The 24,213-nt window shown below is 67.6% G+C and carries 19 protein-coding genes; 12 read left to right on the forward strand and 7 right to left on the reverse strand.

Annotation, left to right across the window (positions count from 1 at the left end; translation table 11 throughout):
• From NNX35_RS12460 to NNX35_RS12485, 6 genes are all read left to right on the forward strand, one after another.
• Window positions 1-638, forward strand: a 638-nt coding sequence (locus tag NNX35_RS12460; protein ID WP_255867946.1) for a class F sortase, incomplete at its 5' end; no start/stop codon positions are given.
• Window positions 639-754: 116 nt separating this feature from the next.
• Entirely contained in the window at window positions 755-3,223 is a 2,469-nt protein-coding gene (locus NNX35_RS12465; RefSeq protein ID WP_255867947.1) for a hypothetical protein, read from the forward strand.
• A gap of 239 nt (window positions 3,224-3,462) precedes the next feature.
• Entirely contained in the window at window positions 3,463-5,502 is a 2,040-nt protein-coding gene (locus tag NNX35_RS12470; protein ID WP_255867948.1) for a hypothetical protein, read from the forward strand.
• A 117-nt stretch (window positions 5,503-5,619) separates the two neighbouring features.
• Window positions 5,620-6,675, forward strand: coding sequence for an SGNH/GDSL hydrolase family protein (locus NNX35_RS12475; RefSeq protein WP_255863557.1), 1,056 nt, complete (start codon window positions 5,620-5,622; stop codon window positions 6,673-6,675).
• 85 nt (window positions 6,676-6,760) lie between these two features.
• Window positions 6,761-7,567 (forward strand): enoyl-CoA hydratase/isomerase family protein, encoded by an 807-nt coding sequence (locus tag NNX35_RS12480; RefSeq protein ID WP_255863556.1) that lies wholly within the window; start codon window positions 6,761-6,763, stop codon window positions 7,565-7,567.
• The gene (locus NNX35_RS12485) at window positions 7,542-8,420 is read left to right on the forward strand and encodes a 3-hydroxyacyl-CoA dehydrogenase family protein (RefSeq protein WP_370647087.1); all 879 of its coding nucleotides are present in this window, start codon (window positions 7,542-7,544) and stop codon (window positions 8,418-8,420) included. Before NNX35_RS12480 ends, NNX35_RS12485 begins: the two co-directional genes overlap by 26 nt.
• On the opposite strand, the gene NNX35_RS12490 is transcribed toward NNX35_RS12485, so the two are convergent.
• Complete coding sequence (locus NNX35_RS12490) at window positions 8,407-9,450, reverse strand: nucleoside hydrolase (protein ID WP_255863554.1); 1,044 nt, start codon at window positions 9,448-9,450, stop codon at window positions 8,407-8,409. The two genes, NNX35_RS12485 and NNX35_RS12490, sit on opposite strands and share 14 nt — an antisense overlap.
• Before the next feature lie 88 nt (window positions 9,451-9,538).
• On the opposite strand from NNX35_RS12490, the gene NNX35_RS12495 reads away from it, so the two are divergent.
• Window positions 9,539-10,696, forward strand: a complete 1,158-nt coding sequence (locus tag NNX35_RS12495; protein WP_255867950.1) for an FAD-binding oxidoreductase — start codon at window positions 9,539-9,541, stop codon at window positions 10,694-10,696.
• A 24-nt stretch (window positions 10,697-10,720) separates the two neighbouring features.
• On the opposite strand, the gene NNX35_RS12500 is transcribed toward NNX35_RS12495, so the two are convergent.
• Window positions 10,721-11,908, reverse strand: a complete 1,188-nt coding sequence (locus NNX35_RS12500; protein WP_255867951.1) for an ROK family transcriptional regulator — start codon at window positions 11,906-11,908, stop codon at window positions 10,721-10,723.
• 205 nt (window positions 11,909-12,113) lie between these two features.
• Between NNX35_RS12500 and xylA the strand changes: the two genes are divergently transcribed.
• From xylA to NNX35_RS12520, 4 genes are all read left to right on the forward strand, one after another.
• Window positions 12,114-13,295 carry a xylose isomerase gene (gene xylA, locus NNX35_RS12505; RefSeq protein WP_257795155.1) on the forward strand — a complete coding sequence of 394 codons (1,182 nt, stop codon included), beginning with the start codon at window positions 12,114-12,116 and terminating at the stop codon, window positions 13,293-13,295.
• A gap of 90 nt (window positions 13,296-13,385) precedes the next feature.
• The gene (locus NNX35_RS12510) at window positions 13,386-14,807 is read left to right on the forward strand and encodes an FGGY-family carbohydrate kinase (RefSeq protein WP_255863551.1); all 1,422 of its coding nucleotides are present in this window, start codon (window positions 13,386-13,388) and stop codon (window positions 14,805-14,807) included.
• A gap of 10 nt (window positions 14,808-14,817) precedes the next feature.
• Entirely contained in the window at window positions 14,818-15,753 is a 936-nt protein-coding gene (locus tag NNX35_RS12515) for an aldose-1-epimerase (protein WP_255863550.1), read from the forward strand.
• Window positions 15,754-15,762: 9 nt separating this feature from the next.
• Window positions 15,763-16,293: a GNAT family N-acetyltransferase gene (locus tag NNX35_RS12520; RefSeq protein ID WP_255863549.1), complete on the forward strand. Its 531-nt coding sequence runs from the start codon at window positions 15,763-15,765 to the stop codon at window positions 16,291-16,293.
• 2 nt (window positions 16,294-16,295) lie between these two features.
• Here the strand turns inward: NNX35_RS12520 and NNX35_RS12525 are convergent, their stop codons facing one another.
• From NNX35_RS12525 to NNX35_RS12545, 5 genes are read right to left on the reverse strand one after another with little or no spacing between them, the layout of a single operon-like run.
• A complete protein-coding gene (locus NNX35_RS12525) occupies window positions 16,296-17,285 on the reverse strand; it encodes an acetylxylan esterase (protein WP_255867952.1) in 990 nt (329 codons plus the stop codon).
• Window positions 17,286-17,336: 51 nt separating this feature from the next.
• On the reverse strand, window positions 17,337-19,700 hold the full coding sequence (locus NNX35_RS12530) for a glycoside hydrolase family 3 N-terminal domain-containing protein (protein WP_255867953.1): 2,364 nt from the start codon (window positions 19,698-19,700) through the stop codon (window positions 17,337-17,339).
• A gap of 2 nt (window positions 19,701-19,702) precedes the next feature.
• Window positions 19,703-20,521, reverse strand: coding sequence for a carbohydrate ABC transporter permease (locus NNX35_RS12535; RefSeq protein WP_255766854.1), 819 nt, complete (start codon window positions 20,519-20,521; stop codon window positions 19,703-19,705).
• The gene (locus tag NNX35_RS12540) at window positions 20,521-21,471 is read right to left on the reverse strand and encodes a carbohydrate ABC transporter permease (protein WP_255766855.1); all 951 of its coding nucleotides are present in this window, start codon (window positions 21,469-21,471) and stop codon (window positions 20,521-20,523) included. The genes NNX35_RS12535 and NNX35_RS12540 overlap by 1 nt, the downstream gene beginning before the upstream one ends.
• Before the next feature lie 20 nt (window positions 21,472-21,491).
• On the reverse strand, window positions 21,492-22,799 hold the full coding sequence (locus NNX35_RS12545) for an ABC transporter substrate-binding protein (protein ID WP_255766856.1): 1,308 nt from the start codon (window positions 22,797-22,799) through the stop codon (window positions 21,492-21,494).
• Between the two features lie 139 nt (window positions 22,800-22,938).
• Between NNX35_RS12545 and NNX35_RS12550 the strand changes: the two genes are divergently transcribed.
• Window positions 22,939-23,964: a LacI family DNA-binding transcriptional regulator gene (locus NNX35_RS12550; protein ID WP_255766857.1), complete on the forward strand. Its 1,026-nt coding sequence runs from the start codon at window positions 22,939-22,941 to the stop codon at window positions 23,962-23,964.
• The last annotated feature ends 249 nt before the right edge of the window (window positions 23,965-24,213 follow it).

A 24,213-nucleotide genomic window follows, 5' to 3' on the forward strand; every position in this document is an offset into this window, starting at 1 on the left:
GCCGCCGCGCAGGACTGATGTCCTGCGCGGCGGCCGCGCTTCTCCTGCTCTCCGGGTGCAGCGGCACAGCCGCCCCGGAGACCGGACCACTTACAACAACCACGACGACGGCGGCCTCCCCGGATTCCACGGCCCCCGCGCCAAGCCAGCCTGCAGCCCCGCAGGCTGACTCTCCTCCGGTGCTGGCACCCTCCGCGCCGGTGTCCTTAACTATCCCTGCCACCGGCACCGAATCCCGGCTCCTGCGTCTAGGACTGCGGGAGGACGGTTCCTTGGAAGTTCCGCCGGAGCCTCCCGGATCGCCGGCGAGCTGGTACACGGGATCGCCCACCCCGGGGGAGCGCGGGCCCGCCGTGCTGCTGGGACATGTCAACGCCACCGGCGGGGGCGAGGGAGTCTTTGCCGGCCTGCGGAACCTGGTGCCCGGCGACCGGCTTGAAATTGCCCGGGAAGACGGGACCACCGCGGTCTTCTCGGTGGACCGGGGAGAGCAATACGGCAAGGACGAGTTCCCTACGCTCGCGGTCTACGGCAATACCGCCGGTGCGGAGCTGCGCCTGATCACCTGCGACGGTTTTGACCCTTCCACCGGAACCTTTGACGACAACTACGTTGTTTACGCCAGTCTCACCCGCTGAACCTGCCCCCCAACCGAACCAAGGCCCGTGCTAGGGTCTAGTGCCGTACGTATCTGTTGGCTCGGGGGGACCATCACTTACTCCTTCCGGGTCCTTGCTGACATCCTGGGGGAGTCTTGAAACACTGCACGTCCTGCGGCGCTGAACTGCAGCCGCATTGGAAATTCTGTACCAACTGCCAGGCGCCTCAGCCGGCACAGTCGGGCGGCGAAACCACCGCACCTCAGGGCACGGAAGCCAATGCGGCCCCGAATTCCGGAACGCACCGCACCGACTCCCCGCAGGACGCAGCCCCGCAGGCAGCCTCCCCGCAGGCAGCCTTCCCTCAGACCGAGCCGCAGGCCGTCGACTCCCAGAGTCCGGCCGAGCAGCCGACGCAGCGCTTCGACCAGGCTCCGGCCGAGCAGCAGACGCAGCGCTTCGACCAGGCTCCGGCCCAGCAGCATCCGGCCCAGCAGCACAGCGAACAGCAGACCGCAGCCATGCGCGCTCCGGGAGCACCGACTTCAGTTTTCGACCCGCCCTTTGTCTCGCACGCCGCATCCCAGCCCGGCACCGGCTACGCCGGCTCAGGTCACGCCTCCGGAGGCCCGGAGGCAGGCGGTCCTAACTCAGGCGGTCCGACTTACGGCGCTCCCAACGACGGCGGCCCCGCCGGCCCGCAGGGACCCACCGGACCCGGCGCGCCGTCGTCGGGCGGCAAGAAGCCTTCCCGCAAGCTGACGATCATCCTGGTCTCCGTACTGGCACTCCTGGTCATCCTGGGGCTGGCGGCGTTCTTCATCGTGCAGAACATGGTCCGCGGAGGTGCCGGGTCCGCCGAAAGCGCAGCCGACAAGGTGGTGGAGGCCATCGAGTCCAAGGACATCATTGGACTGGCCACCATGGTGCCGCCGGAGGAACGCGAACCGCTCCAGCGCATCCAGGAACAAGTGATGGACAAGGTCGAGGAATTCGGCCTGGAGGAAGCGATTAACAAGGTCGCCGACGAAGACGCCGACGTCGACGACGAACTGACTTTTGACGGCATCAGCATCACCTTCGAGGGTGTCGATCCCGAGGTCACCGAGATCGACGACTCCACTGCGCTGATCACGTACACCACCGGTGAGGCACGGATCCAGCTGGATCCGGCGGAAACCACCGGAGCCATCCGCTCCGGTCTCGAGGCAGGCGGCTACGAAGACGAAGAAAAGATCGATGAAACCGTCCAGCTCAACGAACTTGGAGCGGACGGCTCTCCGCTGACCCTGGTGGCCACGGAACGTGGCGGCCGTTGGTACGTGAGCCCGATGTACAGCATCGCCGAAATCATCAACGAGGGTGAAGGGAATGACCGCGGCAGCGTTCCCGAAACAGCGGGCGGCAGCGACAGCCCGGCTGCAGCAGCGCAGGCCGCAGTGGAGGCGGTGCCGGAGGTGGTTTCCGAGGGAAGCCTGGAGCCGCTGGCCGGGACGCTGTCCATCCACGAAGGCAGCCTGCTGTACCTGTACCAGGACCTGTTTGACGACATGATGGCCGGGGCGGGCGGCGAAGAGCTGAACATCAGCGACGTGCGCTTCACGGACGGTGACAAGGACGGCGACCGTGCCGTCGCCGTCGTCGAGAACATCACCGTTGAAAGCGAATACGGCGACAAGATCACCCTGACCAGCGATTGCATCGAAGGCGAGCGGGAGTCCGACAGCATCTGCTTCGGCGATTCCGGTTACTCCATTGAGCCCTCCGTGGAGATGCTGGGCGGGGCGAAGATCATGAGCCTGGCCACCATCGAGGAGGACGGCAAGTGGCGGGTGAGCCTGGGACACACCGTCGCGGACTGGATCATCAACTGGACCGATTCCCTGACCCGTGAGCAGGCCCTGGCCCTGATGCAGCTCGCGAACACCGAGGACGCCACCGGAGATATCAGCGTGGACGAATCCACCGAGGTGGAGTTCAACTCGGCCGGCTTCGCGGTCCTCAACCTGACGGTGGACGAGGACATGGCACTGCAGGCAGAAGACGGCGACTTCGGCGACATGCTGGTGTACTCCGAGGACGGCAAGGAGCAGATCGCGGACCTCGGATGGGGCGATGAGGTCGAGGCAGGCAACTACAAGCTCGTGGTCTTTGCCGGCCCGGAATGGCAGGAAGAGTTCGCTGAAAAGGGCACGGACTTCGAGTACTCCGCCGACCTGACCCTGGTTGAGGGGAAGGGATACGACTTCTCGAAGGGGTCTTACTCTGACTCGGATTACTCTGCGGGCTCAGTGCCTTCCGGTTCGTACATCAGCAGCGATTACGGTGTGCTCTCCACCGGTGCCTCGTCAGAGTCCGTGAAGAGCCACACCCTCTCGAGCACCGACGTCGAAGCCGATCTGGAGATCAGCGCACTCGGGTCAACGACTTCAACGATCGTGATTGGGGTCACGCTGGACGGTAAGGAAGAGAAAGTTGAAATCCCGGCAGGGGAGCGGACTGAATACTCCATCGCTTACCCCGCTGACGGGAAGGACCACGAGCTGAAAGTCCAGATACTGTCCTCGACTCCCGAGAGCGACTTCGCTCTTGTGAGCTATACGGTCGCGGTCAAGACGAAGTAGCACCGCTTCCCGGCGGCGGTTCAGCCCGCCGCCGGGTCTGCCGGACCACCGGCGTAAATGATTCTTGAAGATCCAAGGAAGGCGTTATGAAATTCTGTCCCGAATGTGGGAAACAACAAGAACCGGGGGGCCGGTTCTGTGCGGAGTGCGGGTATGCCATAGGTGCCGCGCCCGCTTCTGCAGCCTCCGCGCCGGGTACGGAACCTGCCGCCCATCCCGCAGCACCAACCGCCGGATCGGTGGAAGACCGGCAGCTCGCCGCAGTCGGGGCAGGTCAGCACGGTTACGGCCAGCCCGGCCAGCCCGGCCAGGCCTACGGCCAGGGTGGGTACGGTCAGCCGACCCAGCAGCGTCAAGAGCAGCAGTATCCGGGTAACCCCGGCTACGGCCAGGCCCAGGCGCAGGCTTCCTCCGGCACCAAGCGTCCGTCCCCCTTTGCCGGGGTTCCGGTCAGCGACTACGTCCGGGACGGCATCGCGTTCCTGGCCCTCTTCGCCTCGCTGTTCATGACGTGGACCATCAGTACGAGCAGCTACGACGACGGCACCAAAGCCGGTGCCCGCGTCGACGTACTGCTGATTACCCTCCTGAGCATCCTGTCCCTGGGCATCAGCTACCTGTGGCGCGGCGGCGTCTTCGGCCCGACGGTCGGCTACCGGAAAATCCAGGACATTCGTCTACTGGCCAACCTCCCGTACATCATCCTGGTGCTGGTGTACTTCGTCCTGAGCCTGGTATCGGGCTTCGGGGATGACAGCTACCGCTACCTGGGCGGCGCCGTCGCCGTCGGACTGGCCGGTGCCCTCCTCGCTGCACAGCCCCGGAAGGGTGAAATAGCCCCGGGCGACGTCGATCATGCCCGCCACCGGCGCTGGCTGTTCGTCATGCTGGGCATTGCGGGCTTTGCCGCAGTCGTCACCATCGTGCAGATCATCCTGTTTGTTATGGACGCGCATGACTACTACACAGGCGCCGGAGCGTGGCTGTTCCTGATTGCGCAGATTGTTGCTGCGCTCCTTGCAGTAGGGGTCCTGGGGCTTGTTGCCCTGAAGGTCTTCCGCGGCTCCGACGCCTGGCGCTTCGCCGGTGCGGCACTCGGTGTGGGCGCGGCTTTCCTCACCATGCTGGCACTCATGGGTGTGGATTCACTTGGGGAGGGCTTCTTCCCGGGGGTTGCCGGGTTCTCCACCTTCTTCTGGATGGCCTTCGGCGCTGCGGTTTCCGCTCCGTCCGTCGCCCGCACCACGCACCGGACCGCAGTTGCCCCTGCGGACCGGCTCACTGCCCTCCGACCCCTGCTGCTCCTGACCCTGATCCTGGCGTCGGCCCTGGCCGTCTTCATGGTGGTCGGGCTGGTGCAGACCCTGTTGGAGGACCTCGACGGCGTCGCCACGTGGTCCGTGGGCCTGGTCCTTGCGCTCCTGCTGGTGGCTGCCACCGTAGTGGTCCGGAAGCTTGCCGCCCGTGACGAGCGGTCCGCCTTCGTGATGGGCAGCGTGTATGCGGGTGCCCTGTTTGTCCTGTCGCTGATCCTCATGATCCTTTTCGAAGTCCAGGACCTGGATTATTCGACGACGCGCACCGCGCCGTTGCCGATCGGAACGGTCATGTCCCTGATCATGGTGCTGACCTGGGTTATGCCCTTCGCGGTTCTGGCCGTGCTTTGGCTGGACAAGGCTGCGCGGGCACACTTCAAGTCGCTGCCCGCTTCCGGAAACTCGGGCACCGGTTTCGCCTTTGAAGGGGCTCCGGCCCGTGCACAGGTTCCCGCCATTCCGACGCCGGCCACTTTCGTCGGGGCTCAGCAGCCGCAGTTCCCGCAGCAGGGCCAGCCCGCTGGACAGCCCGTTCAGCAGCAGGCACCGGTTCAGCCCCAGCAGCAGGCGCCGGTTCAGCCCCAGCGGGCTCCCGTGCAGGAACCGGTGGTGGAACAGGCTCCCGTCCAGGCGCCCCAGCACGCAGCTCCCGTCCAGGAACCCGTGCAGACTGCGGTAACCGAGTCGCCGGACCAGGACCAGGACCCGGACCAGGGCCAGGACCAGGACGAGGAAGTGTCCGAGGACACCGTTCGGCGTACGCCGGCCGCTGACCCGGATGCCGCCCTCCTGGCCGAAGCTGCCGATCCGGCCACACCCCTGGTCCGGCTCCAGGAGCTGGCTACCCACCCGCGGGCCCGGGTAGTCGTGGCAGCCAACCCGTCCACCTACCCGGCACTGCTGACCTGGCTGAGCCAGCTCGGCGATCCGGCCGTGAACGAGGCGCTGGGCCGCCGTCGGTAACCGGCCCTTAGTAATAGGTATGAAGCGGCGGCCGACGTCGTTGGTACGGGTTATCACTGCCAACGACGCCGGCCGCCGGCCTTTAACTTCCACCCGCTCAAGGATTCAGGGGCGCTCATGAAAAACTCCGCAGGCCCTGGCGCGAAGCGGCGTGCAGCAGCCGGCATCGTGGGGGCCGCAATACTGCTCTCCGGGTGCTCGACCGCCCCTGCCGCGGGACCGCCGTCGGGCAGTACGACGACGGCGTCGGCGGCCAGCCCCGATCCCACCCCGAGCCCAACCCCCACGCCGTTACCGCCCCGGCCCTCGGGCTGGCTCGCGGAGGTAACCGGCGACGCCGGACGCCTGGCTATCCTCGGTGACTCCTTCGCCGCGGGAGAGGGGGCCGGCGATTACCAGCCTGCGGTACCCGGCGTCCGGGATTCCTGCCACCGCAGCCTCCACCCGCCCGCTGCGGAACTGTTTGCCCCGCAGAACATCGCGAACCTCGCATGTTCCCGGGCCACCACCGGGCACCTGACCGCTCCGCAACGACTGGCCGCCCTGGATCCCGGAGCCGGACCGACTACCGACCCCGGCACGGTCCCGGCGCAGCTGGAGCAGCTGCAGGGCTTCGAACCGACCTTGGTGGTGCTCTCGGTGGGCGGCAACAACCTCGACTTCGCCGGAATCCTGCAGGCCTGCCTGCTGGAAACCACTCCCTGCAGCGATGACCCGCAGCTGGCCGCCCACGCGGCGGAGCAGCTGTCCGGCCTCGAGGCCGACCTAATGGACGCCTATGCCAGCGTCGCGACGGCCGTCCCTGCTCCCGTGCTGGTGCTTCCGTACCCCCAGCTTTTCGATGAGCCAGACGGCGACTGCGGCCGGCTCAGCACGGAGGAGCAACGCTTCGGCCGGGACCTCATCAATGACTTGAACGCCGTCATCCGGTCCGCCGTGGACAGCTCCTCCGCGCCGAACGTCTACTACGTGGACGCCGTCGAACAGGCCCTGGCCGGACACGGCGCCTGCAGCCCGGAACCGTTTGTCCATGCCGCGGATGTCTCCGGGCTGCTGCAGGCCGCCGATTCGGTTACCGCCAGCCAGGAGCTGCTGCACCCCACCTCTGCGGGCTACCGTGCCATGACGGCGGAGCTGGTCCGCTGGGCCGCAGGGCACCCCGTGCCGCAGTGAGCCGCATCACGGCAAAGCCCGGCGGCTGCGTAATACTAGGACTGCCGGCAAGGACGCCGGCCAGCAACGAGAGGACGGTCGCACCGTGACGGAACCCCCGCAGCAGACCCAGGCATTCGCAGGATTCGCCACGCTCCGGGTGAGCGAGGGAGCGGACCGGGTCCACGTCCAGCTGCACCGGCCCGAGGTCCGCAACGCCATTGACGCGGCCATGGTGAAGGAACTGCATGCGGTCTGCGCCGAACTGGAGCGGCAGCCGCGGGTCCTGATCCTCTCCGGTACCGAGGCCGGCGGAAAGGGGTTCTTTGCCTCCGGGGCGGACATCACCGAGCTGCGCGAACGCCGCCGCGATGACGCCCTGGCCGGCATCAACTCCGGCCTCTTCACCCGGATAGCCGCCCTGCCGCTGCCGGTCATCGCCGCACTGGACGGATTTGCCCTGGGCGGCGGAGCGGAACTGGCCTACGCCGCGGACTTCCGGCTGGGCACACCACGGCTGAAGATCGGCCAGCCCGAAGCAGGGCTGGGAATCATGGCGGCTGCCGGAGCCACCTGGCGGCTGAAGGAGCTGGTGGGGGAGCCGCTCGCCAAAGACATGCTGCTGGCCGGACGGATCCTGTCCGGGGAGGAAGCACTGGCCGTCCGGCTGATCACCGAACTCCACCACCCCGCCGGCCTGCTGGCCGCCGCCCACGCGCTCGCGGACCGCATCACCGCCTCCGATCCGCTGGCCCTCCGCCTGACCAAAGCGGCCTTCGCCGCCCCGCGGGAAGCGCATCCGCTGATCGACAACCTCGCCCAGGGAATCCTCTTTGAATCCGAGGCCAAGTTCGACCGCATGCAGGACTTCCTCGACCGCAAGGAGAATTCCCGTGGCCCTCGAGAGCGCTGACACCGGCACCGTTCCGGCACGGGTAGGGGTGCTGGGCGGCGGACGCATGGGAGCAGGTATTGCCCACGCCTTCCTCCTGGCCGGAACGGAGGTGGTGGTGGTCGAACGGGACCGGGAAGCCGCCGACGCCGCCCGCACCCGGATCGCCGGGTCCCTCGCCAAAAGCGTGGAACGCGGGGATACGGACGCAAGTGCCCAAGAGCTCGCCGACCGTGCAGCCTTCGCCGTGGATTACGGACAGTTTGCGGTCTGCGGCCTGGTGGTGGAGGCGGTACCGGAGGACTTCGCGCTGAAGTCCGCGGCCCTGCGCGCTGTGGAGGAACAGCTTGACGACGGCGCCTGGCTGGCGACCAACACGTCCTCGTTGTCCGTGGACCGGCTGGCTGCGGGTTTGAAGCGGCCGGAGAACTTCTGCGGCCTGCACTTCTTCAATCCCGTGCCGTCTTCCCGTTTGGTGGAACTGGTCCTCGGCGCCCGGACGTCGGAGCAGCTGGCCGCCAGCGCACAGGAATGGATCGAAGCCCTGGGCAAGGCCGCCGTCGTCGTCCGCGATGCGCCCGGCTTCGCGTCCTCCCGGCTCGGCGTCGCCATTGCCCTGGAGGCCATGCGGATGGTCGAGGAGGGGGTGGCGTCCGCCGAGGATATCGACGCCGCCATGACGCTGGGCTACCGCCATCCCACCGGCCCGCTGCGCACCACGGACCTGGTGGGACTGGACGTCCGGCTGGGGATTGCCGAGTACCTGCACTCGACACTGGGGGACCGCTTCGCGCCGCCGCAGATCCTCCGGGAGAAGGTGGCCCGCGGCGAACTCGGACGGAAGACCGGGCAGGGTTTCTTCAGCTACGAATAGCTTCGCCCGGAGCCACCGTGTCCAGGAAGGTCCGGACCATGGCGGGGTGGTCCAGCGCCATGGCCACCGAAATCACCGGTGCCGGGGCGAGCAGGCCGTGCACCGTGTCCTCGCCGGCGATTCTCCGCCGGTCCACCAGGGTCTGGCCGCGGCTGTGCCCGGCAAGCTCCACCCGCACCGGGTAATCCTCCAGCACCACGGTTTCCGGTGCGGCAATCAGGCAGGCGGCACCGGCGTCGCCGATGGTCATGGGGTCCAGGGTGCCGTCATTGGCGCTCACCGTGGGAAGCGGCTCCGCGCCCAGGACACCTCCGGCCGCCCGGGTCCGGGCACCCAAGGCCAGCAGCGAACCCACGAGCCGGGCACCGGGATCCGCGGAGGCTTCCAGCTTTAGGTACTGCGGCGCATCGAGGGTCGCGAGCATAAAGACGTCCAGCCCGTACATGGTCACGGGAACACCGCTCTCCAGCACCACTGCCAGCGCCTCGGGATCATGCCAGGCATTGAACTCGGCATGCGAGGTGGCATTACCCATCCCGGCGGATCCGCCCATAAACACGATCCGTTCCAGCTTCCGGGCCGTGAGCGGGTAGGCCCGCAGGAACACCGCCAGGTTGGTCAGCGGGCCGATGCCCAGCAGGGTCACCGGTTCCGGAGACTCTTCGATGGTGCGGTGCAGCAGTTCGACGGCGGCCAGGGGTGAAGCCGATGCGCTGGCGGCGGGCAGCTGCAGCCCGCCGATCCCGTTGGCGCCGTGGAAGGCGTGTGCATTGCGGGGCTCGTTGATCAGCGGCCGCTCCGCCCCGCGGGCCACCGGAACGTCCGGCCGTCCGGCGAGGTCCAGCACGTCCAGGGTGTTGCGGAGCACCTGGTCGACGTCGGTGTTCCCGGCTACGCAGGTCACGGCGCGCAGGTCGATGCGCGGGCTGCGGGCCAGGAAGGTCAGGGCCAGGGCATCGTCCACGCCGGTGTCGACGTCGGCAATCACCGGGATGCGGCGCGGTTGATCGGGGGAGGAAGAAGAATGCACGGCGCCGTCTTTCGCTTAACCTGCTGGAAATTACCTGACAAGGTAACCAGAGAATTAAACCCTGCGGTACTTCATGAAGGGGGAAGGCATGCCGACCACGCTTCCGCGGGATACCGTCGCCGTCCTGGGCGGCGGTGTGCTGGGACTTTCCACTGCGGTGCAGCTGCTGCGCGGCGGTGCGGACGTGCTGCTGGTGACGGAAGCGGAGGTGGGCAGCGGAGCCTCCGGGCGCTCGCTGTCCTGGCTGAACGCCGGCGGCGGTTACGGCGAGGATTACTACCGGCTGCGGATGGCCGGTATCGACCGGTACCGGACCCTGCTGGCGCAGAACCCCGGCATCGAATGGCTTGCCTTCGACGGCGGCCTGTACTGGGATGACGACCCGTTCGTTGTCGTCGAGCGGCACAACGGTCAGACCCGGCAGGGCTACGACGCCCGGATGCTGGAACGCGAAGACGTTCCGGCAATGGTGCCCGGCGTGGACCCGGGGGTGTTGCCGCACCGGGTGCTGGTCAACCCGGGCGAAGGCTGGGTGTCGCTCCCGCACCTGGTCCGGTACCTGGCCGAGGAATTCACGATGCGCGGCGGCACCCTGATTGAATACGCCGGCAGGTGCACGGTTACCCGCGCGGTTCCGGGCGGCGCCGGGCCCGACGGCGGCATCAGGGCGCGCGGGATCCGCACCGCCGGCGGGGAAGAATACGGGGCCGACGCCGTCGTCGTCGCCTGCGGAGCCGGCACCCCCGCAGTACTCGCCGAGGCCGGCGTCCACCTGCCCGATGCCTCCGACCCGGCCATGCTGGTGATCAGCGAACCGGTGGACCACGGACTGCGGGCCGTGCTGAACACGCCCCGGATTTCGCTGCGCCCGCACCCCGGCGGACGGCTCGCCATGGATTCCACCTGGTACTTGGACCGGGTGCAGCGCCTGGAGGACGGCAGCTGGAGTGTGGATCCCGAGGTGTCGGCCGAGCTGGCGGCGGAGGCGAGCCGGGTGCTGGCCGGGCATCCGGAGGTGGTGCCGCAGAGCCGGCAGCCGGGGTTGAAACCGGTGCCGGGGGACGGCGAACCGGTGCTCGGTGAGCTTGCCGCGCTGCCCGGCTGCTGGACCGCCTTCACGCACTCCGGGGCCACGCTCGGCCTGATCGCCGGGGAGCTGGTGGCCGCGGAAATCCTCACCGGCCGCCGGCACCCGCTGCTGGAACCGTTCCGGCCCGAGCGTTTCACTTTCGGCTGGGACTCCTAAGCCGACGGGTTTCTAGGCCGGTTCCTAAACGGCGCGCGGCGCGGCCAGCACCGGAGCGAAGGCCAGCTCCGCGGCGCCGACCAGCAGCAGTTCCGAACGCAGCGCCGCCCGGCGCAGCAGTACCCGCCGGCCCAGGCCCGCCACCGCCTCGGCGGCAACGGCGTCGGTCAGCCGCTGGGGGTTGGAAGCAAACAGGGTGCCGAGGAAACCGCCCAGGACAATCGTGTCCGGATTGAAGATGTTCACGAAGTTCGTCAGGGCCACTGCCAGCTGATCCAGCTGCCGGTCCGCCTCGGCGCGGACTGCAGCGGTCTGCTGTTCGGCCATCGCCGCGTCCAGCGTGTCCTGGTCCGCACGGTCCAGGCCCAGCACCTCCAGCAGTCCGGCCAGGTTCACTTCCGTTTCCAGGCAGCCGCGCCGGCCGCAGTGGCACCGTTCACCGTCGCTGCGGACCAGCGTGTGTCCGAGCTCGCCCGCGTAGCCGTCCGCTCCGCGCAGCGGCCTGCCGGCGACGATGATCCCGCCGCCGATCCCGCTTGCACTGCCGTTGAGGTACACGGCATTGTCAGTGTCTACGGCGGCACCGAAGAGACTCTCGGCCACCGAACCCAGGGTGGCGTCGTTGCCGGCGAAGACCGGCAGGGCCAGTGCCTCGGCCAGGGGAGCGGCCAGCGGCTCGTTCCGCCAACCCAGGTGCGGTGCCAGCAGCACCTGGCCGTCGGAGGTGCGGGTGAGCCCGGGAACGGCCACGCCGACCCCGGCAATCCGGTCCATTCCGGCCAGGTCCGGAGCCATCCCGGCCAGCACGGCGCGGGTGATGCTTACCGTCTCGGCCACGCTCGGCCGGGAAACCGTGTCGTGGCGGACCCGGCGGTGTACCCGGCCGCCCAGTCCCACCAGGCCGACGGTCACGGCGTCGACGTCGGGATGGACCACTACGGCGGCCACCCGCTCGTTGGGGTGGACCAGCGGGCTGGGCCGGCCGACCCGTCCGGCGGGCGGATCCGTCTCGTAAGCCAGCCCCATGCCGGCCAGTTCGCCGACGAGGGCACCGATGGTGGAGCGGTTGAAGCCGGTAAGCCGGGTCAGGTCCGCGCGGGAGAGCTGCCCGTTCCGGTGCAGCAGGGTCAGGATGCGGGAGAGGTTGGCGGACCGCAGGTTATCGGTACCGCGGCCTGCCGGTGCAGGGGCGCTGATAATGCCGCGTTCCACGTCTTTGTTTCCTCCCCGGTTACTGGTCATCCTCCAGCCTACCTGTCGACGTCACGATTTGGTTGGGGGCGGCAACAAAATATCCTCCGGCAGCCCGCACCGCGTGCGGGGCGGAAGCTTTTTCGTCCGGGAACCATTGACACCGGACCGCTGCCCGAATATGTTGTTGCTTCCAACTAATACTTGATCTGGAGCTATCGTGACAATGACGCCATCGCCTTCCGACCGCTTTACCTTCGGCCTCTGGACCATCGGCTGGACCGGAACCGACCCCTTCGGCACACCGACGCGGGCCGCACTGGATCCCATCAAGGGCATGCACAAGCTCGCTGAACTGGGCGCCTACGGGGTGACCTTCCACGACAATGACCTGGTTCCCTTCGACGCCACGGCGCAGGAGCGGGACATCATCATCAAGAACTTCACCAACGCCCTGGCCGAAACCGGCCTCAAGGCACCCATGGTGACCACCAACCTGTTCACGCACCCGGTGTTCAAGGACGGCGGCTTCACCTCCAATGACCGCTCCGTCCGCCGCTTCGCGCTGCGCAAGGTGCTGCGAAACATCGACCTCGCCGCGGAGCTCGGCGCGGAAACCTTCGTGATGTGGGGCGGCCGCGAAGGCAGCGAATACGACGGTTCCAAGGACTTCTCCGCAGCCTTTGACCGCATGCGTGAGGGCATCGACACCGCTGCCGGCTACATCAAGGAGAAGGGCTACGGGCTGCGCATCGCCATCGAGCCCAAGCCCAACGAACCGCGCGGCGACATCTTCCTGCCGACCATCGGCCACGGCCTGGCATTCATCGCCCAGCTCGAGCACGGTGACATTGTCGGCCTGAACCCGGAGACCGGGCACGAGCAGATGGCCGGGCTGAACTTCACCCACGGCATCGCCCAGGCCCTGTGGTCCGGCAAGCTGTTCCACATCGACCTCAACGGCCAGAAGTCCATCAAGTTCGACCAGGACCTCGTCTTCGGGCACGGCGACCTTACCAGCGCCTTCTTCACCGTGGACCTGCTGGAGAACGGTTTCCCCAACGGCGGACCGCGCTACGAAGGCCCGCGGCACTTCGACTACAAGCCCTCCCGCACCGAGGGCTACGAAGGCGTCTGGGAATCCGCCAAGGCCAACATGGACATGTACCTGCTGCTCAAGGAACGTGCCCTGGCCTTCCGCGCCGATCCCGAGGTACAGGAAGCCATGCAGTACGCCGGCATTACCGAGCTGGCACAGCCCACGCTGGCTGCCGGTGAATCCGTCACGGACCTGCTTTCCGATTCCGCGTCCTTCGAGGACTTCAACGCCGACGCCGCCGCGGACCGCGACTTCGGTTTCGTGAAGCTGAACCAGCTTGCGCTGGAACACCTGATGGGTGCCCGCTAGGCTACCTGCGCACGACGCGCAAAACATCACCGAATCGTGCTGCCGCCGGGCCCTGGGGGACCGGCGGCAGCACCCGTTGAAAGGCTCGACATGCCACTCGTTGCCGGAGTCGACAGCTCCACCCAGTCCTGCAAGGTAGTCATCCGCGATGCCCAGACCGGCGCGCTGCTGCGCGAAGGCACGGCCCGCCACCCGGCTGGTACCGAGGTGGACCCGGAAGCATGGTGGGCAGCCTTCCTGGAAGCTGCGGCGGCTGCCGGGGGACTGGACGACGTCGACGCCGTCTCGGTAGGCGGGCAGCAGCACGGCATGGTCTGCCTGGATGAAACCGGTGCCGTGGTCCGCCCGGCCCTGCTCTGGAACGATGTCCGCTCCGCCGCTGCCGCGGACAAGCTCGTTGCCGATGCCGGGCCCGACGGTGCCCGGTACTGGGCCGACACCACGGGCTCGGTGCCGGTGGCCTCGTTCACTGCGACGAAGCTGCGCTGGCTGGCCGAAAACGAACCGGAAAACGCCGCCCGCACCGCCGCCGTCTGCCTGCCGCACGACTGGCTGAGCTGGCGCCTGGCCGGTTACGGGCCGGGCAGCGGTGCGGAAGGGCTGGCCGCTCTGACCACCGACCGGTCCGACGCCTCCGGCACCGGCTACTGGTCCCCGTCCACCGGCGAGTACCTCCCTGAAATCCTGGAGCAGACCCTCGGCCACGTGCCGCAGCTGCCCCGCGTCCTGGGCCCGCTCGAAGCGGGTGCCCGCACTCCCGCCGGTGCGCTGATCGGGCCCGGCGCCGGTGACAACGCCGCTGCCGGACTGGGTGTCGCTGCCGGGGTGGGGGATGTGGTGGTCTCCATCGGCACCTCAGGCACCGTGTTCGCCGTCGTCGACAATCCGACGTCGGACGCCACCGGCCTGGTGGCCGGCTTTGCCGACGCCACCGGTCACTTTCTCCCGCTGACCGCCACCCTGAACGCGTCCCGCATCCTGGACGCCACCGCCGCCCTGCTCGGGGTGGAACTGAACGAACTGACACGGCTGGCCCTCTCCGCTCCGGCCGGTGCCGACGGCCTGGTGATGGTGCCCTACTTCGAAGGGGAACGCACCCCTAACCTGCCGGACGCCACCGGGTCCCTGCACGGCATGACGCTGCGGAACTTCACTCCCGCCAACCTGGCCCGGGCCGCCGTCGAGGCCGTGGCCTGCTCGCTCGCGGACGGTTTCGCGGCGCTGAAGAACACGGGGGTCTCCGCGCAGCGGGTGATCCTGGTGGGCGGAGCTGCCCGGTCCGAGGCGATCCAGCAGGTCATCGCCGCTGTCTTCGAGCTTCCCGTCACCGTCCCGCGGCCGGGGGAGTACGTGGCCGACGGCGCCGCCCGGCAGGCCGCAGCCATCCTCACCGGTGAGTGGCCTGCGTGGAACGACGGCGCGTCCGTGGTGGTCACGGCGGATCCCACGCCCGGGGTGCTGCAGCGTTACCGGCAGGCTGCGGGAAGCCCTGCGCTGCCGGCTGCCGGATAGGATCGGGCCCATGACTTCCACTTTCGGGCCCAACGGCCATCCGGTTTCCCTGGCCGCCGGGGATTACCGGGCCACCATCCTGCCGGTGGGTGCCACGCTCGCCGGGCTGACCTTCGGCGGCCGGGACGTGGTGCTGCCGCTCGCGGAGGACGAAATTCCGGAGGCCTTCACCGGCAAGGTACTGATGCCCTGGCCCAACCGGATTGCCGGCGGCCGCTACACCTTTGGCGGCACCGAGTACCAGGTGCCGGTCAACGAGCCCGAGACCGGCATGGCCCTGCACGGGCTGGTGGCCTGGGATGCCTGGGACGTTGTCGAAACCTCGCCGGAGCGCGCGGTCCTGCGGCACCGGCTGATGGGACAGCCCGGCTATCCGTTCCAGCTGGAACTGCAGGCGGTCTATGCCCTGGATGCCGACACCGGACTAAGCGTGGAGTTGTCCGCCGCCAATGCGGGCACTGCGCCCGCACCCTACGGAGCCTCTGCCCACCCCTACCTCACTGCAGACCGGGTGCCGGTGGACCGGTGCGTGCTGGACGTTCCTGCCGCGCAGGTCCTCGGTGGTCCGGAGCAGTCCGGCAGGCCCCTGGATTTGAGCGAACTGCGGGACACCAAGGGGACCGTGCTCTCCTTCTCCGCTCCGGAACCGATCGGCGCACGCACTGTGGACCATGCCTTCACCGGCCTGCCCGACGGCGACTGGCAGGCCACGCTCACCGACCCGGAGACCGGCTTCGGCGCCGTCCTGTCCGCCAGCGGCAAGGAGGCACCGTGGCTGCAGGTCTATTCCGGCGAGAAGATGGACCGCCTGGGCGTGGGCGTGGAGCCGATGACCTGCCCCCCGGATGCCTTCAACTCCGGGGAGGGCCTCATTGTGCTGGCACCCGGCGAGGATCACCGGCTGTCCTACCGGATCGCGGCCGTTTCTGAGAGGTCGCGGCAGTAGACTTCCCGGATGCGGACTCTGGAGACCGATCGACTGACCCTGCGCCCGTTCACGTCCGAGGACGCGGCGTTCGTCCTGGACCTGTACTCCCGCATGGAGGTGCAGCGTTTTCTGGGCACCAACCCCAAGCTGATGCAGGACCGGGCCGAGGCGCTTGCACTCATTGAGGCGTGGGCCGGCAGGGACGACGGAACCTGCGGCGTTTGGGCGGTGCAGGACAAGGACACCGGTCAGCTGGCCGGGACGCTGCTGCTCAAGCCCATCCCGGCGTCGGGCCCGGAACGGAAGCCCTCGGACGATATTGAAATCGGCTGGCACTTCCATCCAGACAGCTGGGGCAAGGGCTATGCGTCGGAGGCGGGGGCAGCCGTGCTGGCACACGCGTTCGCGGCGGGCCTGCCGCAGGTCGTGGCCGTCACCAACCCCGCCAACACGGCGTCGATGCGGGTCTGCGGGAAAATCGGGTTGCAGCACCAGGGCAGCACGGACCGGTATTACAACACCGTCTGCGAGCTCTTCACCGCCGAAAACCCGGGCTAGGGTTACGCGAACTGCTTCTGCAGGAACGCCAGGGCCAGGACCTCGTCCTCGATGCCGCCGGCCTCATGCTGGTTGAACGGCCACACGGACAATTCCTTCGGACCGGCGTAGTTGTTGTACGCGGCGTAGACCGTGGACGGGGGAGTGGTGGTGTCCATCAGCCCCACCGAGAACAGGGCGGGGGCCGTGGCGCGCGGCACCAGGTTCACGGCGTCGAAATAGCGCAGCGTTTCCATGACCCGGTTGGCGGCACCTCGCTGCATGGACAGGAAATCAACGATTTCACGGTACGGGTAGCCGTCGGTGACGGTCAGCGCCCGCGGAAAGTCGGAAAGGAACGGCACCAGGGCGACGACGGCGGCCACCTCCGGGCACAGCGAGGCGGCAGCCAGGGCCAGCCCTCCACCCTGGCTCTGTCCCAGCACGGCCACCCGCGCCGGATCGACCGGTGCCGCTCCGCTGCCGGCCAGCGAACGCATAGCCTCCACCGCCCGGACGGCATCGGTGATTAGGCGGCGGTAGTAATAGGTCTGCGGGTCGAGCACCCCTCGCGTCATCACCCCCGGAACCTGCGGACCTGCACTGCCGCTGGCGTCCGGCGTCGCACCCGTGCTCCACCCCGCGCCCTGCCCGCGCGTGTCCATCTGCAGGTGGGCAAAGCCGGCGGAGGCCCAGAACAGGCTCTCGCGGGCGTCCCCGCGCCCGCCGCCGTAACCGACAAACTGTACGACGCCGGGCAGTTGCCCATCACCTCGCACGCTCCGGGCGGGCAGCCGCAGCCACGCCTGGATGGGTTCACCGCCGAAACCCGGGAACACCACGTCGTAAACTTCCACCGTCCGCAGCCCGCTGGGGTAGGGGGTGACCCCTACCGCCAGCGGGTGCTGCCGGGCCTCGTCCAGGGTGTCCGCCCAGAACCGGTCCAGGTCCTCCGGAGCGCTGGTGCTGCCTCGATAGGCGGCAAGCTGGTCAGCGGGCAGGTCGTAGTACATGCGTTTCCGGCTCCCGGGTTGAAGGTGCGCGTTGCGTGCGGTTGCGGGTGCTCAGCCCAGCGGTGCCACGTCCGCCGGACAGTGCAGCCGCCGGGTGTGGTCCACTACCCGGACGGTTCCCGTCAGGGTAACACCGGCGGTTGCCCGGATATCAGTGCTGGAAGCCCCGAGCCGCAGCTCCAGCTCACCGGGCTCCACAATGCGCTGCCCGTCCCGCCCGGTGAAGGACGCGGCGTCGGCCGGAACCGTAAACCGCACCTTCGCCGCTTCCCCCGAGCGCAGCGGGACGCGGGCGAACCCGGCCAGCCGCTGCACCGGACGCACCACCGAGGCCACCGGATCGTGCAGGTAGAGCTGGACGATCTCGACACCGTCGCGCTCGCCGGTGTTGGCCACGGTCACGGAAACGGACGTTTCGCCGTCCACGCCGAACTCTGCCGGACCGTCCAGGGCGATACCCGACCAGTCGAAGCTGCTGTAGCCCAGCCCGTGGCCGAACCCGAAGGCCGGCGTCGGGTCGATGCTGGACACGTCGCTCAACTGTGCGAGCGGAGCGGCCAGATAGGTGGACGGCTGGGCGCCGGGGGAGGCCGGAACGCTGACCGGCAGCCGGCCGCTGGGATTCACCCTGCCGCTCAGCACACCGGCGATTGCCGGCCCGCCCTCTTCGCCGGGGAAGAACGCGTGCACAATGGCGGCGGCTTCCGTGACTGCGCGGCCCAGGGCATAGGGGCGCCCGGTCAGCAGCACCAGTACTACGGGTTTGCCGGTGTCCAGCAGTTCATCCAGCAGCTGCTGCTGCACTCCGGGCAGGACCAGCGATTCGGTGTCGCAGCCTTCGCCGCTGGTGCCGCGTCCGAAGAGTCCGGACCGGTCGCCCAGCACGGCCACGACGACGTCGGCCTCCCGGGCGGCGGACAGTGCGTCGGCGAATCCGTCCGTCTCAGGCCCGTCCACGCTGCAGCCGGCGGTCACGGTCATTGCGCTGTCCGGGAACTCGCCGCGCAGCGCTGCCGCGACGGTGGGCAGCTCGATTCCCGCTGCCACCTCCGGGTGCTGCACACCCACGTGGGCGGGGAAGGAGTAGCAGCCGAGGAACGCCATCGGGTTGTCGGCGTTGGGTCCAACGACGGCGATCCGGCCCGGCGCTGCCAGCGGCAGGATTCCGTTGTTAGCGGTGAGGATCAGTGCCTGCTCTGCGACCTCGGCCGCTAGGGACCGGTTCTCCGGACGGTCCAGGTTCACCGAACCCAGCACGCCGGGCGAGTCCGTGAGGTCCATACCGGCCAGGGCCGAGGGCACCGCGGACCAGTCCGGATCCAGCAGCCCGAGTTCGACCTTCTGGGTCAACACCCGCAGCAGTGCAGTGTCGATGACGGCTTCATCCAGCCGTCCGGACTCCAGTTCTTCGATGAGCTGCTCGCCGAAGGCATCCACGGTGGGAAGTTCCACGTCCACGCCGGCGGTCAGCGCCGCCGCAGCCGCCTCGCCGAGCGAACCGGCCACCCGGTGCAGTTCCTTGAGGAAGCTGATTCCGAAGTAGTCGGCCACCACGGTGCCGTCGAAACCCCACGTCTCGCGGAGCAGGCCGGTGAGCAGCGAGCGGTCCGCAGCGGAGGGGACGCCGTCGACGTCGGTATAGGCGTGCATCACCGAGCGCACCCCGGATTCCCGCACGGCCATTTCGAAAGGCACCAGCAGGACGTCCGCGCGTTCGCGCATGCCGACGGAGACCGGGGCCAGGTTGCGGCCGGCCTTGGATGCCGAGTAGCCGACAAAGTGCTTCAACGTGGCCACCACGCCCGCACCTTCAAGTCCGCGGATGTAGGCGGAGGCGATGCTGCCCACCAGATACGGGTCTTCGCCGATGGTCTCCTCCACCCGACCCCAGCGGGCGTCGCGGACGACGTCGAGCACGGGAGCGAGGCCCTGGTGCACGCCGACCGAGCGCATGTCGGTGCCGATAGCCGCACCGATCCGGCCGATCAGTTCCGGGTTGAACGTGGCACCCCAGGACAGCGGCACGGGATACGCCGTGGCACCCCAGGCTGCGAACCCGGCCAGGCATTCCTCATGTGCCATGGCCGGGATGCCGAACCGGTTGGACTCGGCGATCCGCTGCTGGGTGCGCATCAGGGACAGGGCGCCCATGCCGGCGTCGACGGGCAGGGTGCCGAACGGCCGGGTGAGCTGTCCCAGCCCGTTCGGCAGGAGATCCTCCAGCGGCACCGGTTCCTTCATGTCGTGCTGGTGGGGTGCCACCTGGCCGCCTTCGCTGGAGGCACCGACCCAGACGCCGAAGAGCTGGGCCACCTTTTCCCGCAGCGTCATCTGCTCCGCCAGCCGGGCGGCGCGCTCGCGGGCGGTCAGGGAGGTGTCCCGCCAGGGGAGGTGCTGGACTGTTGTTTCTGTCATGTCTACTTTCCGCCAACGCCCATAAGGCCCTGGACCAGTGCGCGGCGCGCAAAGAGGTACACCAGCAGGACGGGAACCATGGAGAGCATCACAGCGGCGAGGATGCCCGGCACGTTGATCCCGTACTGGGTTTGGAAGTTGAAGAGGCCAAGCGTGATCACCTTGGTGGATTCCGACTGGGTCAGGATCAGCGGCAGCAGGAACCCGTTCCAGCCCTGCAGTGCGGCGAACACCGCAATCGTGGACAGCCCGCCCTTGGACAGCGGCAGCACCAGGCGCAGGAAGGTGCGTGTGGTGGAAGCTCCGTCCACGGACATGGCTTCGTAGAGTTCGGGGGTGATGTCCCGCATGGTCCCGGAGAGGATCAGCGTGCAGATCGGCAGTGCGAACGCGGCAGTGGGGAGGATGATGCCCAGCAGGGTGTCATACAGGCCCACCGAGTTGATCAGGTAGAACATCGGCACAATCACTGCCTGGACCGGAATGGCCAGCCCGAGCAGGAAGAACCGGAAGATCAACGTTGTGGAGCGGGACTGGCTGCGCACAATTGCGTAGGACAGCGGCGGCACCACCAGCAGGACTATGCCCACCACACCGGCCGTAACCAGGAAGGTGTTCAGGAAGTACTTGCCGAAACCGCTGTCGAAGACCAGCAGGAAGTTCTCGAAGGTCAGGCTTGTGGGCACGGACAGCGGGCCGTTGGCGCTGAACTCGGCACGGCTCTGCACGCTGGCGGCAACCATGACGTACAGCGGCAGGGCAACGATCAGGAGCCAGACGGTGACCGCGGCTCCGGCAATGTAATTGGGGCGGGTACGCATCAGACTCCCTCCATGGTGCTGCGCATTTTGTCGTAGCCGGAGGCCTTCACCATGATCAGTGAGATGGCGGTGGCCACCACCACGAGGACCAGTGCGATGGCGGAACCCATGCCGAAGTTGTAGCGGCGGAAGGCTTCCTCGTACATGTAGAACGCGGTGATGGTGGTGTCCGTCCCGGGTCCGCCGTTGGTCAGGATCAGCACCGTCTCGAAGGTGGTCAGCCCGCCCACCACCATCAGGATCACCGAGGTGATGATGCTGTTGCGCAGCTGCGGCAGGGTGATGGAAAAGAACTGGCGTGCCCGTCCGGCGCCGTCGATTTCCGCGGCCTGGTACAGCACCGGCGGAACGGACTTGGCGGCTCCCTGGTAGATCAACGTGTGGAAGGGGGTGAACTGCCACATACCCACGAAGATGATCACGCCGATGGCAGTGGACTGGTTGCCGAACAGGTTGCCGTCCCCGAACAGCCACTTGAGCTGCGCCGGAACCCCGAAGTTCGGATCCAGCAATGCGCGCCACAGCACCGAGATGGCGGCGGAGGAGAGCAGCAGGGGGAGGAAGAAGATGGCGCTGAGCACGGCGCGGTTCCGCTGCGGTCCTGCTGCCCAGACACCGAGCAGGATGCTCACGGGAGTCTGGGTGGCAACACCCAGCACAATGAACAGCACACTGAGCCACAGGCTCTTGAGCATTACCGAATCGCCGGCGAGCGTTTCCCAGTTCTCCGTGCCGACAAACTTCGGTTCGCCCAAGCCCGTCCAGGTCATAAAGGACAGGACGACGACGGCGATCAGCGGGACCACGGCGAAAAGCAGGAAGAAGACGGTGGCGGGCAGGGTCCAGGCGACGCCCGGACGGTTCAGCCGGGCCCGGCCGGCCCGCACCGGACGTCCCTTGGAGGGGTTGTCCGGTGCGGCCGGCGGCCGGGGTGGAAGCAGAGTGGTCATGGTCTCGGCAATCGGTCCGGCTATTTCTTCAACGACTGCATGGCTTCAATGAAACCGTCTTCGTCGATGCTTCCGGCGAAGAAGTCGGCAACAGCGCTGTGGATGGTGGGTGTTGCGGCCGGCGGGTAGGCCTGGTCCCAGGACAGCTGGAAGTTAGGCGCATCCTCTACCAGTCCGAACTGGAAGCGGGCGTAGTCCGGGTTGGTCGCCTGGTCCAGGAATCCCTCGGTGCTGGTGGTGGTGGGCAGGTTGCCGATGGCCATCTGCTCCTGGACAAACTCGTCCGAGTACATCAGCTTCAGGAAGTCACGTGCGGCTTCCGGGTAGCGGGTGTCCGCCAGGACGGAGTAGTAGTTGTTGGTGTTGCCGACCAGGTTGGCAGGATCTCCCTTGCCGCCCTCGATCTCGGGGAATTCGCTCCAGCCCAGGCCGCTGGCTGCGAACTCGGGGTTGACGTCCTGGATGGTGGAGTACTCCCAGGAGCCCATCAGTTCGAAGCCCGCCTGGCCGCTGGAGAGCAGGGTGTGGGAGCCGCCGTCGGTGAACTTCACGGACTGGAAGTTGGTGCCGAAGGCCCCGGTGTCCACCAGTTCACGCAGCATGCCCAGCGATTCCCGGCTTTCTTCGGAATCCCAGACGTCGGTGTCGCCGTCGATAGCGGACTGGAAGAGTTCCGGTCCGGCTACGCGGTCATAGACGTAGGAGAACCACATCTGGGTGGGCCATTCGTCGCCGCCGCCGAGGGCGATAGGGGTCTTGCCTGCAGCCTTGAGTTTCTCGACGGCGTCGAGCAGTTCGTCCCAGGTCTGCGGTGCTTCCTCGATGCCTGCCGAGGCGAGCACTTCCTTGTTGTGGAAGAGCATCACGGGCTGGGTGCCGCGCATCGGCACTCCGTACGGGGTGTCATCCACCGTGGCGACGTCGAACACCGAGGGAAGGAAGGCGTCCTTCAGCTGCGGATCCTCCTCGATGAAGTCATCCAGCGGCATCAGCAGATCTGCATCGACGAAGTCGGAGATGCTGCCTCCGCCCCAGTTGAAGAAGATGTCCGGTGCAGCGTCGGTGCTCATGACCGTCTGCAGCTTCTGCTGGTATTCGGCGCCGGGGATGGTATCCAGCACCACCTTGACGTCGGAGGTCTCATTGAAGCGTTCGACCATGGCGGATTCGACGTCGTTGCTCGCGTCTCCGTAAACGAGGACATGGATCTCATTTTCGGGACGGTCCGAGGCAGCGGAGTCGCCGCCTCCACAGCCGGCCAGGGTGAGGCTGAGCGCCAGTATGCCGGCGGCAGCCAGGACCGGGGTCCGGGACGAGGGTTTGTTCATCGTTGAACACCTTCCGAAAGTTTCGGTATATTGGTCGAAAGTTACTAGACGCCGTCAGCATAAGATGCGCGTAATGTGATGCGCAACACTTTTCGATAAACTGTTGTCCGCGCTGGCTCGAACACCCGAAGGACTACCTATGCAGTCATCACTGCCGCAGAACCCGGTCACGCTGGCGGACCTGGCCTCCGAGGCTGAGGTTTCACTCTCGACAGTTTCGAAAGTTCTCAACGGCAGAACGGACGTTTCGCGGAAAACGCGCGCGAAAGTCGAGGCGTTGCTGGAGGAGCACGGCTATCGCCGTAAAGGCGGGGCCAAGTCGCGGCTGCTGGAACTGGTGTTCCACGAACTCGAAAGCGCCTGGGCACTGGAGATCATCCGCGGCGTGGAGAACATTGCCCGGGAGAAGGGCCTGAGCGTGGTCCTGACGGAGAGCGGCACCCGGCACGCGCCGTCGCCCGAGTGGGTGGAAGGGGTCATCGCCCGCCGGCCAGTTGGCGTCGTACTGGTCTTTTCCGACCTGGCGCAGGACTCACGCCGGCAACTCGAAGCGCGGTCCATTCCGTTTGTGATCATCGATCCGGCGGGGGATCCTGCTCCGGATGTGCCGTCCGTGGGGTCGGCAAACTGGTCCGGCGGCATGATGGCCACCCGCCATTTGATCGATCTGGGGCACACCCGGATTGCTGCGATCACGGGGCCGGAGGACATGATGTGTTCGCTGGCGCGGATTGACGGCTACCGATCTGCGCTGAACAACGCCGCACTGCCGCTCGACCGGGATCTGATTCGGTACGGAAACTTCCACGTTGACGGCGGCCGCGATCACGCGCTGGAGCTGCTGTCGCTTCCGGACCGGCCTACTGCCATTTTTGCCGGCAGCGACCTGCAGGCGCTGGGGGTGCTCGACGCCGCCCGGCAGCTGGGTATCAGCGTCCCGGATGAGCTGTCGATTGTCGGGTATGACGATCTGCAGGTGGCGCAGTGGTCCAGTCCTGCGCTGACCACCGTGCACCAGCCGCTGATCGAGATGGCCGAAGAAGCTGCCCGGATGGCGGTCCGGTTGTTCGAGGGGGAGCGGCCGAACAACCTGCGCCTGGACCTGGCCACCTCGTTGGTGGTGCGGCAGAGTACTGCCCGGGTGCCTGCGGCCGTCACCTCATAGGCCCGGCTGGGTCCCGGCTGGGTCTCGGCTGGGTCCCGAGGCGCCCGGGTGCCCACTGCTGCCAGCGTCTTTCCGTGAGCCCGTGAGCCCGTGAGCCCGTGAGCCCCGTGACGCGATGACGCGGTGAGGCCGTGAGGCCGTGAGCCGGTGCGCCCACGACCCGAGGCGCCCGTGCGCCCGTGACGCCGTGATCCTGTAAGCCGTCCCGACACAAGGACGCCAGGATCTCATGCCGCCGTTTTGCACTCC

This window comes from Arthrobacter sp. zg-Y844 (assembly GCF_024385465.1).
In the GTDB taxonomy this organism is placed as follows: domain Bacteria; phylum Actinomycetota; class Actinomycetes; order Actinomycetales; family Micrococcaceae; genus Arthrobacter_B.

Coding starts and splice junctions, on each gene's coding strand:
- NNX35_RS12525 (WP_255867952.1), bottom strand. CDS start 17,285: ATGTACTACGACCTGCCCGCTGACCAGCTTGCCGCCTATCGAGGCAGC.
- NNX35_RS12530 (WP_255867953.1), bottom strand. CDS start 19,700: ATGACAGAAACAACAGTCCAGCACCTCCCCTGGCGGGACACCTCCCTG.
- NNX35_RS12535 (WP_255766854.1), bottom strand. CDS start 20,521: ATGCGTACCCGCCCCAATTACATTGCCGGAGCCGCGGTCACCGTCTGG.
- NNX35_RS12495 (WP_255867950.1), top strand. CDS start 9,539: ATGCCGACCACGCTTCCGCGGGATACCGTCGCCGTCCTGGGCGGCGGT.
- NNX35_RS12475 (WP_255863557.1), top strand. CDS start 5,620: ATGAAAAACTCCGCAGGCCCTGGCGCGAAGCGGCGTGCAGCAGCCGGC.
- NNX35_RS12540 (WP_255766855.1), bottom strand. CDS start 21,471: ATGACCACTCTGCTTCCACCCCGGCCGCCGGCCGCACCGGACAACCCC.
- NNX35_RS12510 (WP_255863551.1), top strand. CDS start 13,386: ATGCCACTCGTTGCCGGAGTCGACAGCTCCACCCAGTCCTGCAAGGTA.
- xylA (WP_257795155.1), top strand. CDS start 12,114: ATGACGCCATCGCCTTCCGACCGCTTTACCTTCGGCCTCTGGACCATC.
- NNX35_RS12520 (WP_255863549.1), top strand. CDS start 15,763: ATGCGGACTCTGGAGACCGATCGACTGACCCTGCGCCCGTTCACGTCC.
- NNX35_RS12550 (WP_255766857.1), top strand. CDS start 22,939: ATGCAGTCATCACTGCCGCAGAACCCGGTCACGCTGGCGGACCTGGCC.
- NNX35_RS12545 (WP_255766856.1), bottom strand. CDS start 22,799: ATGAACAAACCCTCGTCCCGGACCCCGGTCCTGGCTGCCGCCGGCATA.
- NNX35_RS12515 (WP_255863550.1), top strand. CDS start 14,818: ATGACTTCCACTTTCGGGCCCAACGGCCATCCGGTTTCCCTGGCCGCC.